The sequence below is a fragment of the Pantoea hericii genome (assembly GCF_014155795.1).
Lineage (GTDB): Bacteria > Pseudomonadota > Gammaproteobacteria > Enterobacterales > Enterobacteriaceae > Pantoea > Pantoea eucalypti.
The window spans coordinates 155,697-173,509 of the sequence record NZ_SCKV01000005.1 but is presented as its reverse complement, the minus strand read 5'-3'; the positions used below and the strand labels follow the sequence as shown (position 1 = coordinate 173,509).

Annotated in this window: 14 protein-coding genes; 10 read left to right on the top strand and 4 right to left on the bottom strand. The window is 53.6% G+C overall.

The features are described 5' to 3' along the window. Positions 1 to 30: 30 nt before the first annotated feature. On the bottom strand, positions 31 to 543 hold the full coding sequence (locus H7K52_RS12660) for a SprT family zinc-dependent metalloprotease (RefSeq protein ID WP_078804940.1): 513 nt from the start codon (positions 541 to 543) through the stop codon (positions 31 to 33). Between H7K52_RS12660 and H7K52_RS12655 the strand changes: the two genes are divergently transcribed. Genes H7K52_RS12655 through H7K52_RS12645 form a run of 3 tightly spaced genes read left to right on the top strand, consistent with a single transcriptional unit; the run spans position 542 to position 3,153 of the window. Next, positions 542 to 700 carry a hypothetical protein gene (locus tag H7K52_RS12655; RefSeq protein ID WP_003853375.1) on the top strand — a complete coding sequence of 53 codons (159 nt, stop codon included), beginning with the start codon at positions 542 to 544 and terminating at the stop codon, positions 698 to 700. The two genes, H7K52_RS12660 and H7K52_RS12655, sit on opposite strands and share 2 nt — an antisense overlap. A 55-nt stretch (positions 701 to 755) precedes the next feature. Then, entirely contained in the window at positions 756 to 1,904 is a 1,149-nt protein-coding gene (locus tag H7K52_RS12650) for a glycosyltransferase (RefSeq protein WP_003853374.1), read from the top strand. 25 nt (positions 1,905 to 1,929) lie between these two features. Continuing rightward, positions 1,930 to 3,153, top strand: coding sequence for an O-antigen ligase family protein (locus H7K52_RS12645; protein ID WP_003853373.1), 1,224 nt, complete (start codon positions 1,930 to 1,932; stop codon positions 3,151 to 3,153). 80 nt (positions 3,154 to 3,233) lie between these two features. Here the strand turns inward: H7K52_RS12645 and H7K52_RS12640 are convergent, their stop codons facing one another. Together H7K52_RS12640 and metK are read right to left on the bottom strand one after the other, a co-directional pair. Next, positions 3,234 to 4,631 carry a sugar porter family MFS transporter gene (locus H7K52_RS12640; RefSeq protein ID WP_003853371.1) on the bottom strand — a complete coding sequence of 466 codons (1,398 nt, stop codon included), beginning with the start codon at positions 4,629 to 4,631 and terminating at the stop codon, positions 3,234 to 3,236. A gap of 535 nt (positions 4,632 to 5,166) precedes the next feature. Beyond that, the gene (metK, locus tag H7K52_RS12635; protein WP_003853369.1) at positions 5,167 to 6,318 is read right to left on the bottom strand and encodes a methionine adenosyltransferase; all 1,152 of its coding nucleotides are present in this window, start codon (positions 6,316 to 6,318) and stop codon (positions 5,167 to 5,169) included. Positions 6,319 to 7,158: 840 nt separating this feature from the next. On the opposite strand from metK, the gene speA reads away from it, so the two are divergent. The 3 genes from speA (at position 7,159) to H7K52_RS12620 (ending at position 10,829) form a co-directional block, all read left to right on the top strand. Next, positions 7,159 to 9,135: a biosynthetic arginine decarboxylase gene (speA, locus tag H7K52_RS12630; RefSeq protein ID WP_003853367.1), complete on the top strand. Its 1,977-nt coding sequence runs from the start codon at positions 7,159 to 7,161 to the stop codon at positions 9,133 to 9,135. A gap of 170 nt (positions 9,136 to 9,305) precedes the next feature. Further along, complete coding sequence (speB, locus tag H7K52_RS12625) at positions 9,306 to 10,226, top strand: agmatinase (RefSeq protein ID WP_003853366.1); 921 nt, start codon at positions 9,306 to 9,308, stop codon at positions 10,224 to 10,226. A gap of 192 nt (positions 10,227 to 10,418) precedes the next feature. Beyond that, positions 10,419 to 10,829, top strand: coding sequence for a YidB family protein (locus tag H7K52_RS12620; protein WP_008925681.1), 411 nt, complete (start codon positions 10,419 to 10,421; stop codon positions 10,827 to 10,829). Positions 10,830 to 10,893: 64 nt separating this feature from the next. Here the strand turns inward: H7K52_RS12620 and loiP are convergent, their stop codons facing one another. Beyond that, entirely contained in the window at positions 10,894 to 11,652 is a 759-nt protein-coding gene (loiP, locus tag H7K52_RS12615; protein WP_003853364.1) for a metalloprotease LoiP, read from the bottom strand. 271 nt (positions 11,653 to 11,923) lie between these two features. Here loiP and tkt point away from each other — a divergent pair, with 271 nt between their 5' ends. From tkt to fbaA, 4 genes are all read left to right on the top strand, one after another. After that, positions 11,924 to 13,918: a transketolase gene (tkt, locus tag H7K52_RS12610; protein WP_008925680.1), complete on the top strand. Its 1,995-nt coding sequence runs from the start codon at positions 11,924 to 11,926 to the stop codon at positions 13,916 to 13,918. Positions 13,919 to 14,232: 314 nt separating this feature from the next. Next, on the top strand, positions 14,233 to 15,252 hold the full coding sequence (epd, locus tag H7K52_RS12605) for an erythrose-4-phosphate dehydrogenase (protein WP_003853362.1): 1,020 nt from the start codon (positions 14,233 to 14,235) through the stop codon (positions 15,250 to 15,252). Between the two features lie 51 nt (positions 15,253 to 15,303). Then, a complete protein-coding gene (pgk, locus tag H7K52_RS12600) occupies positions 15,304 to 16,467 on the top strand; it encodes a phosphoglycerate kinase (RefSeq protein WP_003853361.1) in 1,164 nt (387 codons plus the stop codon). Positions 16,468 to 16,572: 105 nt separating this feature from the next. Beyond that, complete coding sequence (gene fbaA / locus H7K52_RS12595) at positions 16,573 to 17,652, top strand: class II fructose-bisphosphate aldolase (protein ID WP_003852838.1); 1,080 nt, start codon at positions 16,573 to 16,575, stop codon at positions 17,650 to 17,652. Positions 17,653 to 17,813: the final 161 nt, after the last annotated feature.

The window sequence follows — 17,813 nt, the reverse complement described above, 5'->3', positions numbered from 1 at the left end:
ATGTGGAATAGGGCGGAATGGGGAGTGTTCTCAGGAGGCGATAAACTCGCCTGCGACCAGCAGGCTGCCACAGTGCACACAGCGATATTCACTCTCTTTGCGCAGCACCCGATTGTGGCGGCGCACCGTCAGCTGATGTTGCTGGCACTGACAGCGGTAAGCGAAAGTGTTGCTGCGCACGGAGGCGATCTCAAACTGATGGGTGCGTCGTGCCGGAACGCCCAGCACATTCTCCATCATCCACTTCCACTCTTTGCCGTGGGGTGCGACGCGACCAAACTGCTTCCAGACCAGCAGATGCGCCAGCTCGTGCGGCACCACTTCATCGATAAATGCCTGCTGATTTTCCAGCAGCAGCACCGGATTGATGCGGATCTCCCAGGCAGTCAGCCAGGCGGTGCCCGCCGCCGTTCCGCGTTGCTGATAGAGCAGTTTCGGTTCCGGATAAGCGGTTTTCAGTACCTGATTTGCGCGCTCAAGCGACTGACGCAGTGAGCGCATAACGGCCTGCTGCAGGGCAATGGGGAGACGAGGTGTTTTCATGGTGCTCAGAATAATCGCCGCCGCGCAGGAACTCAACGTTAGCCGTAAACAGGGCCGCGCAGAGTCTATACTTCGCCAGCTGTCTCCGGATAAGCAATACGCCGTCCTGCCGATGGTGGGGAATGGCGAAGCCCATCGGCTGAAATTGCTGGATTAAATATAGTTATGGCCTTTTTTAGAATATTCTATTGCAGACATTCACTGGCGAGTGAATGGATGAAAAGCGAACGGCACAGAGCATGGATAAAGCAATGAAAAATAATGATAACGTCAGGAAACAACGGATTGTGCTGGTGACGGATTTGATGGCCGGTCGCGGTGGTATGGAAAATGTGACCTGTCAGTTGATCACCGCCCTGAATGCGGAAGCCGGAACGGAAGCGGGGCTGTTTATTATTAACAGCGGAGAGGAGAGCCACTCCCGCGCCTGGACCGCCAATGCCGTACTGGCAGAGAGCGTCTGCACGCTGCGGAATAAGAAAATTAAAAATCTTATTCACACGCTGAGAATGGCTGCTTTCTTTCGTCGCTATCAACCCGATCATGTTCTGACCCTCAACACCATTCCCTGTCTGATGACGCGTCGGGCTATTACGCTTTCTGGCCGCAAAATCGTGCTTTCGAGCTGGATGCACCTGCCACCGCGCGAACGATATCGCCCACATTATCTGCTGCGGGCCGATCACCATTTTGCTATCAGTCATGAAATCAAAGCGCAGCTGGTTGAGTTAGGTGCCCGTGCCTCTGACGTTGATGTCATCCATAACCCCATCAGGCGCAATGATGAGGTTATCGGCAGACCGCAGGCGCTGAAGTTTCTCTATATTGGTCGCGTCCATTTTCAGCGACAGAAACAGCTCAAAGACCTGTTTGATGCCTTGCAGAAACTCGATACACCCTGGACGCTGGAGATCGTGGGGGACGGGGAAGATCTGACGCGCTGTCAGCACTACGTGGCGGAACTCGGGATTCAGGATCGCATTACCTGGCATGGCTGGCAGGAGAACGCCTGGGCGTATGTCAGCCGCCATATTAAACAGGTCACCTGCCTGGTGATGACCTCTAACTTCGAAGGCTTCCCGCTGATTCTGCTGGAGGCGATATCGCGTGGCGTCTACTGCGTCTCCTCCGACTGCATCAGCGGCCCGTCAGAAATTATTCAGAATGGTCTCAATGGTCAGCTCTATCCCACTAATGACAGCATGGCACTGGCCGCTATTCTCAACACCATGAGCGGGGATTTTCACTTTCCTGATCATCAGGTTATTAAAGCGAGCATTACCGGTTTTTATGAGGAAAATTATATGAAGCACCTGATGAGTGTGTTTAACCGCCTAACTGAGGTTAAGCATGACGAATAGAACCAGTCGCGATGGATTAACGTTAATGGTTAATTTTTCAGTTATTGCGCTCTGTCTGGCGCTGTCACTGAATATGTTTGTTACCGGCCTGCCGCAAAAAATATTCTATCTGGTCTCTTATCTCTCCGTTGCCTCCGTGTTGTATGGCCTGGTGCGCAGGCGAGAGGACTTTAAAGAGAACGGTTTTTATATCGCCCTGTTTGCTGTACTGATTATTTTTGCCCTGATCCGTCTCTTCTGGGCGATACACGCTAAAGGGATCGAAACCGCGCCCTCAAAAGATGCTATCACCAATATCGGCAACTATCTGCTGGGGGCGAAGCGACTGTTACTGGGCGCCTTTGTGCTGCTCAGTCTGGCGATTTATGGTCATCGGGTCTCTGCTACCACGCTGCGCATCGGAAAAGTGTTAATTCTGGTGGGACTGTTGATTACGCTGGGCTTTGGTATTCACGAGCATCTTTATACCGAAAATATCCGCATCAAACTCACCACCGAAGCGGCCTCGATGTCCTCCTACATGATTCTTTTTATCTACTGTGCCTGGCTATGGCTGAGCCGCTTTGAGACGCACTCGTACTGGAAGGTGGCTGATGTCGTTGCGCTGGCGGTGACCTTTGCCTTGCTCTACCTATGTGGCACCCGGGTGACCCTGATTGCGCTGATTGCCGCAGGATTGCTGTTCCTGGTGCAGACTTATCGGCTGTCGTTGCTGACCAACTGGCGGATTAGTGCTTTGCTGGTGGGCGTGCTGGCGGTGCTGATCCTGATGACCAGTAACCGCTGGGTGGAGGGTGTGCAGGATATCGAGAACTATGGCTCAAACAGCTCAACCTCCCTGGGCGCACGTGTGGCTATCTGGGGCGGGGCGATGAATTTTATTGAGCATCATGGCGGTTTTGCGACGCCGGATGCGCGCACCACCGAGGCCCGACAGTTCATCACGGCGCACTATCCTCACAATACTGAGGGCTATACCAACGTTAAATACAACATGCACAACGAGTTTCTGGAAGTGACGACACTGCAGGGCTGGCTGGGTGCGCTGTCGCTGGCGCTGCTCTATCTGACCGTGCTGGCAGGCGTGCTGAAGAAGTGCGATCTGCGCGGTGTTGCGCTGCCGATGCTGGGATTGTTTATCTGCGGACTGACCGATTCGGTACTGCCTTATAATCAGACCGCCACCATTTTTATTATGGCTCTGGCGCTCTGCTGTATACGGCGGCCGCTGCCGGTCACCGCTGCATAGTCTCTGTCTGAACCTATAAAAAAGGCGGGGTTTCTCTGGAAACCCCGCCTTTTTATTACCGCGATTTTTACGACGTAACGTTAGTCGCGAGAACCGATGTCGCGCAGTTTCTTACCTGCCATGAGATTACGTTCAATGTGCTCCAGCGAGACGTTTTTGGTCTCAGGAATCAGCATCAGCGTCAGCAGAATGAAGAACAGGTTAAGCAGTGCGTAGACCCAGAAGGTGTTCGCATTGCCCAGCGTATTCAGCATGGTCAGGAAGGTTGCACCCACGATCATGTTTGCGATCCAGTTGGTGGTCGTAGAGACAGTGATACCGAAGTCGCGGCCTTTCAGCGGCTGAATTTCGGAACAGAGTACCCAGATCAACGGACCGGCTGACATGGCAAAGCCAACGATAAACATCAGCAGCATACCGATCGCAAAGTACTGTGCGCCTGCAGAGTGAATACCGAAGTGCAGCATTGTACCCAGCACGCCCATACCGGCTGCCATCACCATAAAGCCCAGAATCAGCGTAGGTTTACGACCCCAGCGATCCACCAGACCAATAGCAATAAAGGTGGCCAGAACGTTGACCAGACCCACAATCACCGTGCCCCACATCTGCTGGGTGGTGTTAGTGAAGCCTGCGATTTCAAAGATTTTTGGCGCGTAGTACATGATGACGTTCATGCCGGTAAACTGCTGCATCACCTGCAACAGGATGCCGAGATAGACCGCGCGACGGAAGTGGCTGCTGCTGGTGAACAGACCCCAGCCAGACTGCTTGACCTTCAGGCTCTCACGAATCTCTTCCAGCTCACGTTTTGCCTGCTCGCTGGTGTCACGCAGACGATCCAGTACACGTTGTGCATCGCGGAAGTTGCCTCGCGCCGCCAGCCAGCGTGGGCTGTTTGGCAGGAAGAAAACACCGACCAGCAACAGCAGTGCCGGAATCGTGATGATACCCAGCATCCAGCGCCAGTTGCCGGTAAAGCTGAATGCGGTATCGGTCAGGTAAGCACCCAGAATACCGATAGTAATCATCAGCTGGTAAAGCGAAATCATACTGCCGCGAATTTTTTCCGGTGCGATCTCAGAAAGATAAAGCGGGGCGGTATAAGAGGCGATACCGACAGCCAGACCCAGCAGAACGCGGGCGCTGATCAGCATTTCCGGGTTTGGCGACATTGCTGACCAGAGTGAACCGATCACGAACAGAATCGCACCGGCCATCAGGCTTTTCTTACGGCCCAGGCGGGATGACATCCAGCCGCTGCCGATAGCACCGACCGCCGCACCAAACATCATGGAACTGACGATCCACTCCTGCTGATGAGGGGTGACGTTAAAGTCCTTTGCGATAAACGGCAGAGCACCGGCGATAACGCCGATATCCAGACCGAACAGCAGTCCCGCAAGGGCCGCCAGAAAGCAGACAAATAAGGTCATCGCCTTATTTGAAGTTCTGCTTTTGTGTGTATTGCCAGGCATTGTAGCCTCCAGGTTTATCCATCATTGTTTTTATCAATGTTAAAAAACCATTTGCGGGAAAAAAGTGAGCCTGATCACATCAGTGTAATCGCTTACACACGCTGAAACCCTGAAATTCAGCATATTTTTCCCGGAAAGATTAATTAACCAGTGAGGTATAGCACTCATTAAGTTTCTGACAATGCTCTATTTAGTGGCTATCAGACGACGCTGAAAATAACGCATTTTCAGCATAATAACTACGTGCGTTAATTCTTAAATGTCAGATATACAAAGCATTTCGATTTGTAATCGTTAACATTTTGTCGTCAGAAAAAGCGAAAGGAAGTGTAGCTGAGAACTGAAAATTTGCTGCAGAGTAAAGAGGATGTCATTCAGGTTCGTTTTTTTTCGTCTTCAGATGTCTGGAATAAACAGCTGGGTTATCGTATTCCGGTGCCGGGCGGAGGCAGACATTCTCTGGTGAGCAATGGGGCTGATCGGGCGATAAAAAACCCCGCCACCGGGGCAGGGTTTTTATCAGCCGCCGCTAACCTTACAGGCCAGCTGCTTCACGCAGCAGGGCAGCTTTGTCGGTTTTTTCCCATGGGAAATGTTCGCGACCAAAGTGACCGTAAGCCGCGGTCTCTTTATAGATTGGGTGCAGCAGGTCCAGCATCTGAATCAGACCGTATGGACGCAGGTCGAAGAACTCGCGTACCAGCAGCGTCAACTGTTCAGTTGAGATTTTCTCGGTGCCGAAGGTTTCCACCATGATAGAGGTCGGTTCAGCCACGCCAATAGCGTAGGAGACCTGAATTTCACAACGGTCAGCCAGACCCGCCGCCACGATGTTTTTTGCCACGTAACGCGCTGCATAGGCGGCAGAGCGGTCAACTTTAGAAGGATCTTTACCCGAGAACGCACCGCCACCGTGACGTGCCATACCGCCGTAGGTGTCGACGATGATTTTACGGCCGGTCAGACCGCAATCGCCCATCGGACCACCAATCACAAAGCGACCGGTTGGGTTAATGTGATATTTGGTCGAGGCACTCAGCCATTCTGTTGGCAGAACCGGTTTGATGATCTCTTCCATCACCGCTTCCTGCAGATCTTTCTGACTGATGGATTCAGCGTGCTGAGTAGACAGAACGACTGCATCAATGCCAACGATTTTGCCATCGTCATACTGGAAAGTGACCTGGCTTTTGGCATCCGGACGCAGCCACGGCAGGGTCCCGTTTTTACGTACTTCAGCCTGACGCTGAACCAGACGGTGCGCATAGGTCACCGGCGCAGGCATCAGCACGTCAGTTTCGTTGGTGGCATAGCCGAACATCAGACCCTGATCACCCGCGCCCTGTTCCAGCGGATCGGTGCGGTCAACGCCCTGATTAATATCCTGAGACTGTTTGCCAATGGCGCTTAATACCGCGCAGGAGTTGGCATCAAAGCCCATATCGGAATGAACATAGCCGATGTCACGTACGGTCTGACGGGTGATCTCTTCAATATCGACCCAGGCGCTGGTGGTGATTTCACCGCCAACCAGAACCATTCCGGTTTTAACGTAAGTTTCGCAGGCCACGCGCGCTTTAGGATCCTGTTCGAGGATCGCATCCAGCACAGCATCGGAGATCTGGTCGGCGATTTTATCGGGATGTCCTTCTGATACGGACTCGGACGTAAAAAGGTGTTTAGCCATTCTGTTCTTTACCTTAAATATGGTTTGAGTACGACTGCATAGCGCCAGTGAGGTTGTCTGACCTGACGCCCCTTCAGGCAAAGCCGCGAGCAGTGAGGTAGTATCAGCACAGCAGGCTGACACCGCCTGGATAGTAACCTGTTTAGATGGAAAACCATCTGGACGGCTATTTTAGGATAGAGGATAAACCAATTACCAGCCCTTTTTCTGTTTAAGCGCTTAACCTGTAACCGTTATCGGCATAATTTGCTGACACTGCACGCAATTCCCGGATAATCTTTTTGCATTTTAGCGCTGTAAACTGTATAAAACGCCGCTGCTTCGATAGCAGCAGCAAGGATGACGCCACTGTTTGCGTCGCGCCTGTCAGACTCTGGTCTGGCTTTCACCCAGGTTGTTTTCCATGTGCCCCTGGCATATGCGGAGGTGATACAAGTAATGAACCACGCTTTTTCTTCTTCCGGTTCCTTGCGCTGCGGCGCTGCACTGGCTCTCTCCTGCCTCCCATCTGTTTCTTTGTCCTGCCGACACTATGTCCGATGCGGTAATTTTACCGACACAGGCGCCGGCTAATCTTTATCTCTGTTCTGCTGGTTTGGTCTCTTCTCTGCGCCCGCGTAGCGGAACGACGCAGGTTATCCATGGTCAATACATAACTAAATGTTCTCTGTTTAAACGGAGATGGCCAGGGTGTTTTACACTTAACTCTCATGCGTGAATCGCGCTGACGGCAACGTCAGGTGAACAGGACATTGTGTTTAATGTGGCAACAGGTTTTCAGATTAGCGGCCATAAAGCCGGTTAGCAGTTCTATCTTTCAACGGAAAATTGAGGTTCGCGATGTCTGACGACATGAAGAATATCAAAGGTTCGTCAGCTGGCGAACAGGGTGCACTCCGCTCCATGCAGGAGGTGGCAATGAACGATCAGGATGCGAGCAAAATGTTGCGTACGTACAACATCGCCTGGTGGGGCAACAACTATTATGACGTTAACGAACTGGGCCACATCAGTGTCTGCCCCGATCCGGATCGTCCGGATGTGCGCGTCGACTTAGCCCGCCTGGTTAAAGAGCGCGAAGCACAGGGCCAGCGTCTCCCCGCCTTGTTCTGCTTCCCACAGATTCTGCAACACCGTCTGCGCTCGATTAACGCCGCGTTTAAACGCGCGCGCGAATCTTACGGCTACAAAGGCGACTACTTCCTGGTTTACCCGATCAAAGTTAACCAGCACAAACGCGTTATTGAGTCGCTGATTCACTCTGGCGAGCCGCTGGGACTGGAAGCCGGCTCGAAAGCCGAGCTGATGGCCGTGCTGGCGCATGCCGGTCAGACCCGCTCAGTGATCGTCTGTAACGGCTACAAAGATCGCGAATATATTCGTCTGGCACTGATTGGCGAGAAGATGGGCCACAAGGTCTATCTGGTGCTGGAGAAGATGACGGAAGTGCGGCTGGTGCTGGAAGAAGCGGAGCGTCTGAATGTCGTGCCGCGTCTTGGCATCCGTGCGCGTCTGGCTTCGCAAGGCTCCGGTAAATGGCAGTCGAGCGGCGGCGAAAAATCGAAGTTTGGTCTGTCCGCCACGCAGGTGCTGAAACTGGTTGAGATCATGCGCGAAGCGGGTCGCATCGACAGCCTGCAGCTGCTGCATTTCCATCTGGGTTCGCAGATGTCCAACATTCGCGACATCGCCACCGGCGTGCGTGAGTCGGCGCGTTTCTACGTCGAACTGGCGAAGCTGGGCGTTAACATCAAATGTTTCGATGTCGGTGGCGGTCTGGGCGTCGATTACGAAGGCACGCGCTCGCAGTCTGACTGCTCGGTCAACTATGGCCTGAATGAGTATGCCAACAACGTGATCTGGGCGATTGGTGCGGCCTGTGATGAGCACGGTCTCGAGCATCCGACCGTCATTACCGAGTCGGGTCGTGCTGTGACCGCGCACCACACGGTACTGGTCTCCAATATCATTGGTGTCGAGCGTAACGAGTTCAGCGAACCTGAAACGCCGGATGCGGATGCGCCGCGCCCGATTCTCAGCATGTGGGAAACCTGGCAGGAGATGCATGAGCCAAGCACCCGTCGTTCGCTGCGTGAATGGCTGCACGACAGCCAGATGGATTTGTCTGATATCCATACCGGCTACGCCTCCGGTACATACGATCTGAAGCAGCGTTCATGGGCTGAGCAGCTCTATCTGAGCATCTGCCACTATATTCAGCAGCATCTTGATCCCAGCAACCGTGCGCACCGTCCGATCATCGACGAACTGCAGGAGCGCATGGCAGATAAGATCTACGTGAACTTCTCGCTGTTCCAGTCCATGCCGGATGCGTGGGGTATCGACCAGCTGTTCCCGGTACTGCCGCTGGAAGGGCTGAACAAGAAGCCGGAGCGTCGCGCCGTGCTGCTCGACATCACCTGTGACTCCGATGGCACCATCGATCACTACGTGGATGGCGACGGTATCGCGACGACCATGCCGATGCCGCAATATGACGTGGATAATCCGCCAATGCTGGGCTTCTTCATGGTCGGTGCTTATCAGGAAATTCTGGGCAACATGCACAACCTGTTCGGTGACACCGAGGCGGTGGATGTCTACGCACGCGAAAATGGCGATGTGGAAGTCCAGCTCTCTGATGAAGGCGATACCGTGGCGGACATGCTGCGTTACGTGCAGCTTGATCCCAACGAGCTGATGGCGCTGTTCCGTAATCAGGTGCAGGCATCCGATGTCGACGAAGAGCTGCGCGCGCAGTTCCTGGAAGAGTTTGAGAGCGGCCTCTACGGTTACACCTATTTAGAAGATGAATAATCGGCGCTGGCAGCCTGCAATCGCATATTGCAGTTGCCGTTAACTATGCCGATAATCTGACCCACTCAATCCCTTCCTCGTCGGGCCTAACGACGCGGAGGGGATTTTTTTCATCTCAACCTTAATGGCTTGCGGGCCTGGCCTGACTAACGCACATAGAGAGAGCAATTATGTATAACACCCTTGGCAATCAGTATGACAACTCCCTGGTTTCTAACGCCTTTGGTTTCATGCGTTTTCCGCTGAATTTCCAGCCTTACGACAGCGACGCCGAGTGGGTTATCACTGGCGTGCCATTTGATGCTGCAACATCGGGCCGTCCGGGCAGCCGCCTGGGTCCGGGCGCGATTCGTCAGATCTCCACCAATCTGGCCTGGGAAGGCTGCCGCTGGCCGTGGGATTTCGACCTGCGTCAGCGTCTGAACGTGGTCGACTGTGGCGATCTGGTTTACGCCTTCGGTGATTCGCAGGATCTTTCCGACAAGTTGCAGGCTCACGCGGAAAAACTGCTGGCCAGTGGCAAGCGCATGATGACTTTTGGCGGCGATCACTACGTTACGCTGCCACTGCTGCGCGCCCATGCAAAACACTTCGGTAAGATGGCGCTGGTGCATTTCGATGCGCATACCGACACTTACTCCAACGGCCCGACCTTCGACCACGGCACTATGTTCTTTACCGCGCCGAAAGAAGGTCTGATCGATCCACAGCATTCTGTGCAGATCGGTATCCGCACCGAATTCGACAGGAGCCTTGGTTTCAACGTGCTGGATGCGGCGCAGGTCAACGACCGCAGCGTTGACGATATCCTCGCGGAAGTGAAACGCACCGTTGGTGATCTGCCGATCTATCTGACCTTCGACATCGACTGTCTGGATCCGGCGCATGCGCCTGGCACCGGCACGCCAGTGATTGGCGGCCTGACCACGGATAAAGCGACCAAGCTGATCCGTGGCCTGCAGGGCATGAACATTGTCGGCATGGATCTGGTGGAAGTGGCACCGGGATACGATCATGCTGATCTGACAGCACTGGCGGCGGCGACGCTGGCGCTGGATATGCTGCATGTTCAGGCTGCAAACAAAGGTTAATCCTGTCATGAGCCTGCCGGGTTAACCTGGCAGGTTTTGCGCCGCCGGCTAATGCGGCACAGTGCCAGTAACGACCGCCATCCGCTTTTCCTCCTCAGGATTGTTTCCCTTTATCACAACGCCCGCTGCTCAGGCGTAACCGCGCATCAGCAGCTAAACTCATTGATATCAATTCTCAACGTGGAGGCAATCATGGGCTTTCTTGATGAACTTGCGGGATCGCTACAGGGCGCGCAGAGTGATGGGCATTTGCCCGGACAACTTCAGGCGGTCTGGCACTGGGTGCAGGAGCAGGGCGGTATTGAAGTGCTGCTACAAAAATTCCAGCAGGGCGGGCTGGGCGAGGTGTTTGGTTCGTGGATCGGCACCGGGGCGAATCAGCCGGTAGAACACAGCGATATCCACTCTGCATTTGGTCAGGCTGAGCTACAGTCACTGGCGGATAAGCTGGGAACCGACGTTAAGGGCGCCGCGGGCACGCTGGCGGTTATTCTGCCGCAGCTGATCGACAAAATGTCACCTCAGGGGCATATGGATGAGGCGTCGCTGCACGAGAATAAACTCGATTTAGGTTCGATGGTGGATCAGATATTCAAACGTTAGGCCAGTGATTCTGACCTGATCCGTACTGCAGGCGCATGCTGTGTGCATGCGCCTGTATCAGGCATTACTTCTTCGCGTCTGCCGCAATACGTTCACGGATGTGCTCGGCACGCGCTTCAGAAGCGGGGTGCGAGTCAAACATCGAGCTCTGACGTCCCTGTTCCAGCTTCGCCAGTTTCTCAAAGCTGGTCACCAGACCTTCCGGATTAATGTTGCGCTTCTTCATCAGATCGTAGGAGTAATCATCTGCCTGCGATTCCTGAGTCTGGGAGAACTGTGCGTTAACCAGTTTTTCACCCATCTCACCCAGTTGCGACTGAGACAGTGAACCGATCACGCCGCCAACTGATGCGGCTGCCGTGCGGGCGGCGGTTGTGGCATACGCCAGCTGCATCGCTTTACGCGTATGACCCAATGCAACGTGGCCCATCTCATGGCCCAGCACGCCTTCCACCTCATTGTCAGTCATCATATCCATCAGGCCGCTGTAAACGCGGATACAGCCGTTTGCCATCGCCCAGGCGTTGACATCTTTGGTCTGATAAACCTTATAGTTCGCCGGAACGCCATTGATATTATCGCCCAGCGCGGCTGCAATCTTATTCAGGCGCTGCTGATACTCACTGTTAGCGGGCGCCAGCTGATTATCCTTGTCCATCTGCTCACAGGATTTATCGCTCAGTTGCTTTACCTGATCGTCGCTCAGGCTATAAGCCTGATAGGCCTGCGCGCCAGATTGCATCAGTGCATTATTGTCTAAACCCTGACAGCCGCTGAGCATCGCTGTCAGGCCAAGTGCTAACACCATTTTTTTGGTTTTCATGCTGTATCCCATCCATAACAAGGTAAGAAAAACAAACACCTGAAACTCACTCAGATGAATAAACGATTTGGTTATAGCGTGCCAGTCTGCACTTTGCTAGCAGACCTGGCCGAAAAAGCCATACGAAGCGGTGACATTTAGCGTTTTACAACATGTACTTTTGACCTGACTTTCATGTACATTGATGGGCAACTTTTTCCTTGTTTTGCCCGGTAACTCATTAATAACAATCAGTTAAGGTGCGAAGCATTAATCCGACCTGGAGTAGAAAATGCCCTCTCGTAAAGAGCTTGCCAACGCCATTCGTGCGTTAAGTATGGATGCAGTACAGAAAGCGAAATCGGGACATCCGGGTGCCCCAATGGGCATGGCGGACATCGCTGAAGTACTCTGGCGCGGCTACCTGAACCACAACCCAACCAACCCGCTGTGGGCCGACCGCGACCGTTTCGTCCTCTCTAACGGTCACGGCTCAATGCTGATCTACAGCCTGCTGCACCTGACCGGCTACGATCTGCCACTGAGCGAACTGGAAAACTTCCGCCAGCTGCACTCAAAAACTCCAGGTCACCCTGAATATGGCTACACCGTGGGCGTTGAAACCACCACCGGTCCGCTGGGGCAGGGCATCGCCAACGCCGTCGGCTTCGCCATTGCTGAACGCACACTGGCCGCGCAGTTTAACCGTCCGGGTCATGACATCGTAGACCACAACACCTATGTCTTCATGGGTGATGGCTGCATGATGGAAGGTATTTCTCACGAAGTCTGCTCACTGGCGGGTACGCTGAAGCTGGGCAAACTGGTTGCCTTCTATGATGACAACGGTATTTCCATCGATGGTCACATTGATGGCTGGTTCACTGATGACACCGCTAAGCGCTTTGAAGCGTACGGCTGGCATGTCGTGCGCGGCGTAGACGGCCATGATGCAGATGCGATTGCTAAAGCGATCGACGAAGCGAAGAGCGTCAGCGACAAGCCTTCACTGCTGATGTGCAAAACCGTTATCGGCTTCGGTTCACCGAACAAAGCGGGCACCCATGATTCACACGGCGCGCCGCTGGGTGATGACGAAGTGGCACTGACCCGCAAACAGCTGGGCTGGAACCACGCACCGTTCGTTATTCCTTCAGACATCTACGCTGAGTGGGACGCAAAAGAAGCGGGCCAGGCGAAAGAAGCGGCATGGGATGAGAAATTCGCTGCGTATGCGCAGGCCCATCCTGAGCTGGCTGCTGAATTTAAACGTCGCGTGAGCAACGAACTGCCAGCTAACTGGCAGGAAGAGTCTCAGAAGTTCGTTGAACAGCTGCAGGCGAACCCGGCGAAGATCGCCAGCCGTAAAGCGTCACAGAATGCTATCGAAGCCTTTGGTAAAATTCTGCCGGAATACCTGGGCGGCTCAGCTGACCTGGCGCCGAGCAACCTGACTATCTGGTCTGGTTCTAAGCCAATCAACGAAGATGCTGCGGGTAACTACATCCATTACGGCGTGCGTGAATTCGGTATGACCGCTATCGCCAATGGTCTGGCACTGCATGGCGGCTTCCTGCCATACACCGCTACCTTCCTGATGTTCGTTGAGTATGCGCGTAACGCAGCGCGTATGGCGGCACTGATGAAGATCCGTCAGATCATGGTCTACACTCACGACTCAATCGGTCTGGGTGAAGATGGCCCGACGCATCAGCCGGTTGAGCAGATGGCGAGCCTGCGCACCACACCAAACATGAGCCTGTGGCGTCCATGTGACCAGGTAGAATCTGCGGTGGCGTGGAAATATGCTATCGAACGTCAGGATGGCCCAACGGCACTGATCTTCTCCCGTCAGAACCTGGCGCAGCAGGAACGTGATGCTGCACAGCTGGCTAACGTGGCGCGCGGTGGTTACGTGCTGAAAGATTGCGACGGCACCCCTGAGCTGATCCTGATCGCAACCGGTTCAGAAGTTGAACTGGCTGTCGGTGCCTGGGACAAACTCACCAGCGAAGGCCGCAAAGTGCGCGTGGTCTCGATGCCGTCAACCGATGCTTTCGACAAGCAGAGCGATGAATACCGTGAATCTGTGCTGCCGAAAGCCGTCAGCGCTCGCGTTGCTATTGAAGCGGGCATCGCTGATTACTGGTTCAAATACACGGGCCTGAATGGCGCTATCGTGGGTATGACCAGCTTCGGTGAATCTGCACCTGCAGATCAGCTGTTCGAGCTGTTTGGCTTTACCGTTGACAACGTCGTCGCGAAAGCGAAAGCGCTGCTGGCGTAATAACTGGCCAGGCGGGTCTGCTCCCGCCTGGTTGTGAAATTAAAGGGGCGATCCTTTCGTCCCTTTTGCTCTTTTATTCCTGCAGTAATAACACTTTCTGGCTTAAATTTGTGACGCAGATCCAAATTTATGCAGTCAGATTGATCGCAATCATTCCTGTTATTCCTTCCTTCTATTATTCTGGCTGAACCGTTTCAGTCTTCGGGCCAGCCGCCCTGATTTCGGACAATGCCGGGCAAGAATCTCCTGTACAAAATGCAGTGAAGCGCTCAGGCTAACGGCACGTTTTTTCAGTCTGACGTGGCAGGAGATAAATGACGGTACGGATAGCGATAAATGGTTTTGGCCGGATTGGACGCAATGTCCTGCGCGCGCTCTATGAAACGGGCCGACGTGCAGAGATTACCGTGGTCGCGATTAATGAGCTGGCTGAAGCCACCGGTATGGCGCACCTGCTGAAATACGATACCAGCCATGGCCGTTTTGCTTTCGACGTTCGTCAGGAGCGCGATGTTATGTGGGTGGGTGGCGATACCCTGCGCATTTTGCACCGTGCAGACATAGCCGATTTGCCGTGGCGTGAACTCGATGTGGATGTGGTGCTGGACTGTACCGGCGTCTATGGCTCACGGGCTGATGGCGAAGCCCATCTGCAGGCGGGTGCCAAAAAAGTGCTGTTCTCTCATCCTGGCGGAAACGATCTCGACGCGACTGTCGTGTTCGGTGTTAACCAGCAGGATCTCACCGCCAGCGATCGCATCGTCTCCAATGCGTCCTGCACCACAAACTGCATTATTCCGGTCATTAAACTGCTGGATGATGCGTTTGGTATCGAATCCGGCACCGTCACGACGATCCACTCGGCGATGCACGATCAGCAGGTGATCGACGCCTATCACAGCGATCTGCGCCGGACCCGTGCGGCCAGTCAGTCCATCATTCCAGTGGATACGCGTCTGGCGGCAGGCATCACCCGTATTTTTCCGAAATTCAACGATCGCTTTGAGGCGATAGCCGTTCGCGTCCCGACGATTAACGTGACGGCCATTGATCTCAGCGTTTCTGTGCATAACGCGGTAACGGCATGTGACGTTAACACCTTGTTGCGAAGCGCGGCAGAAGGGGCATTTCGTGGTATAGTTGACTACACGGAATTACCGTTAGTCTCAGTAGATTTTAACCATGATCCGCACAGTGCCATTGTGGACGGAACACAAACGCGGGTCAGCGGTCAACACCTTATCAAGACACTGGTCTGGTGTGACAATGAATGGGGCTTTGCTAACCGAATGCTCGACACGACGTTAGCGATGGCCGCAAGCGGTTTCAGGTAAGACGCGGTTTGCGTCTGGCAAAACTTATGAGAGTCAACGAGAGGATTCACCATGTCTGTAATTAAGATGACCGATCTGGATCTGGCTGGTAAACGCGTTCTGATCCGTGCCGATCTGAACGTACCAGTTAAAGAAGGTAAAGTGACGTCTGATGCACGTATCCGTGCTTCTCTGCCAACCATTGAAGCGGCGTTGAAACAGGGCGCGAAAGTAATGGTTACCTCTCACCTGGGTCGTCCGACCGAAGGTGAATACAACGAAGAGTTCTCGCTGCTGCCGGTAGTTAACTACCTGAAAGAGAAGCTGAGCGGCACCACTGTGACCCTGGCAAAAGATTACCTCGATGGCGTTGAAGTGGGCGCTGGCGAACTGGTTGTGCTGGAAAACGTTCGCTTTAACAAAGGCGAAAAGAAAGATGACGAAGCGCTGTCTAAAAAATATGCCGCCCTGTGCGACGTATTTGTGATGGACGCGTTTGGTACTGCGCACCGCGCGCAGGCTTCTACCCACGGCGTTGGCAAATTTGCCCCTATCGCCTGTGCCGGTCCCCTGCTTTCTGCAGAACTGGAAGCGCTGGGTAAGGTCATGAGCAACCCTGAGCGTCCGCTGGTGGCTGTTGTTGGTGGTTCTAAAGTCTCTACCAAATTTGATGTGCTGCAGTCTCTGGTCAAAATCGCGGACACCGTGATTGTCGGCGGCGGCATTGCGAACACCTTCGTGGCTATCGACAACAATGTCGGCAAGTCACTGTATGAACCCGACTTCGTTGAAGCGGCTAAAGGCCTGCGCGATCAGCACGGTATCCCGGTTCCAACTGACTCTCGCGTCGGCACAGAATTCTCTGAAACTGCGCCAGCGACCGTGAAAAAGGTTTCGGAAGTAGCAGATAACGAAGAGATTATGGACTTCGGTGATGAAACCGCTCAGGCCATGGCTGCCATCCTGAAAGAGGCTAAAACCATCCTGTGGAATGGCCCGGTGGGCGTGTTTGAGTTCCCTAACTTCCGTAAAGGCACCGAGATCGTGGCTAACGCGATTGCAGACAGCGATGCCTTCTCTGTTGCAGGCGGCGGCGATACCTTAGCGGCTATCGACCTGTTCGGCATCGAAGACAAAATTTCCTACATCTCTACCGGCGGTGGTGCGTTCCTGGAGTTCGTGGAAGGCAAAAAACTGCCAGCAGTTGCCATGCTGGAAGAGCGTGCGAAGCAGTAATCCTTTGGGGGCGATGCCTCGCGGCATCGTCTGAAGTCTTGCCCATCTGGGCGTTTAAATCGACGTTCCTTTAAGGGAACAACGGTCACGAAACAGGACACAATCATGTCTAAAATTTTTGATTTCGTAAAACCCGGCGTTGTCACTGGTGATGACGTACAGAAGATCTTCAAAGTTGCGAAAGAGAACAAATTCGCACTGCCAGCAGTGAACTGCGTCGGCACCGACTCCATCAATGCGGCACTGGAAGCGGCAGCGAAAGTGAAAGCGCCAATCATCATCCAGTTCTCTAACGGTGGTGCTGCATTTATCGCCGGTAAAGGCTTCAAGACTGACAAACCACAGGGCGCGGCAATCTTCGGTGCTATCGCCGGTGCACACCATGTTCACCTGATGGCAGAGCAGTATGGCGTGCCGGTTATCCTGCACACTGACCACTGCGCGAAGAAACTGCTGCCGTGGATCGATGGTCTGCTGGACGCGGGTGAAGAGTACTTCCAGAAAAACGGTAAGCCACTGTTCTCTTCTCACATGATCGACCTGTCAGAAGAGTCACTGGAAGAGAACATCGAAATCAGCAGCAAGTACCTGGCGCGCATGGCGAAACTCGACATGACGCTGGAAATCGAACTGGGCTGCACCGGTGGTGAAGAAGATGGCGTGGATAACAGCCATATGGACGCATCTGCTCTCTACACCCAGCCAGAAGATGTGAACTACGCATACGAAAAACTGAATGCTATCAGCCCGCGCTTCACCATTGCGGCTTCATTCGGCAACGTACACGGCGTTTACAAGCCAGGTAACGTGAAACTGACCCCAACCATTCTGCGTGATTCGCAGAAATTCGTGTGTGAAAAACATGGCCTGCCGCACAACGCGCTGGACTTCGTTTTCCACGGCGGTTCAGGTTCTTCAGCTGCAGAAATCGAAGAGTCTATCAGCTACGGCGTGATCAAGATGAACATCGATACCGATACCCAATGGGCAACCTGGGACGGCATCCTGCAGTACTACAAAAAGAATGAAGGCTATCTGCAGTCGCAGCTGGGTAACCCGGAAGGCGACGACAAGCCAAACAAAAAATACTACGACCCACGCGTCTGGCTGCGTTCAGCCCAGGCCTCAATGGTCGTGCGTCTGGAGCAGGCCTTCAAAGAGCTCAACGCTGTCGACGTTCTGTAACTGATATTGAGTTACGGTATAAACTGTCTTCTGTATAAAAAAGGCCCGAAAGGGCCTTTTTTTTGATCTTTTTTCGCCGGATTTGCGTCAAAGGTCATGCAGGTTTGGCACACCGGCATTTATTGTTTACCCTTTTGTCAGGGATTGTCAGAGCTGTTCTG

Bases quoted from the DNA above. Each gene is read 5' to 3' on its own strand.
- H7K52_RS12655 (WP_003853375.1), top strand. From the start codon at position 542: ATGGTGCTCAGAATAATCGCCGCCGCGCAGGAACTCAACGTTAGCCGT.
- H7K52_RS12660 (WP_078804940.1), bottom strand. From the start codon at position 543: ATGAAAACACCTCGTCTCCCCATTGCCCTGCAGCAGGCCGTTATGCGC.
- H7K52_RS12650 (WP_003853374.1), top strand. From the start codon at position 756: ATGGATGAAAAGCGAACGGCACAGAGCATGGATAAAGCAATGAAAAAT.
- H7K52_RS12645 (WP_003853373.1), top strand. From the start codon at position 1,930: ATGGTTAATTTTTCAGTTATTGCGCTCTGTCTGGCGCTGTCACTGAAT.
- H7K52_RS12640 (WP_003853371.1), bottom strand. From the start codon at position 4,631: ATGCCTGGCAATACACACAAAAGCAGAACTTCAAATAAGGCGATGACC.
- metK (WP_003853369.1), bottom strand. From the start codon at position 6,318: ATGGCTAAACACCTTTTTACGTCCGAGTCCGTATCAGAAGGACATCCC.
- speA (WP_003853367.1), top strand. From the start codon at position 7,159: ATGTCTGACGACATGAAGAATATCAAAGGTTCGTCAGCTGGCGAACAG.
- speB (WP_003853366.1), top strand. From the start codon at position 9,306: ATGTATAACACCCTTGGCAATCAGTATGACAACTCCCTGGTTTCTAAC.
- H7K52_RS12620 (WP_008925681.1), top strand. From the start codon at position 10,419: ATGGGCTTTCTTGATGAACTTGCGGGATCGCTACAGGGCGCGCAGAGT.
- loiP (WP_003853364.1), bottom strand. From the start codon at position 11,652: ATGAAAACCAAAAAAATGGTGTTAGCACTTGGCCTGACAGCGATGCTC.
- tkt (WP_008925680.1), top strand. From the start codon at position 11,924: ATGCCCTCTCGTAAAGAGCTTGCCAACGCCATTCGTGCGTTAAGTATG.
- epd (WP_003853362.1), top strand. From the start codon at position 14,233: ATGACGGTACGGATAGCGATAAATGGTTTTGGCCGGATTGGACGCAAT.
- pgk (WP_003853361.1), top strand. From the start codon at position 15,304: ATGTCTGTAATTAAGATGACCGATCTGGATCTGGCTGGTAAACGCGTT.
- fbaA (WP_003852838.1), top strand. From the start codon at position 16,573: ATGTCTAAAATTTTTGATTTCGTAAAACCCGGCGTTGTCACTGGTGAT.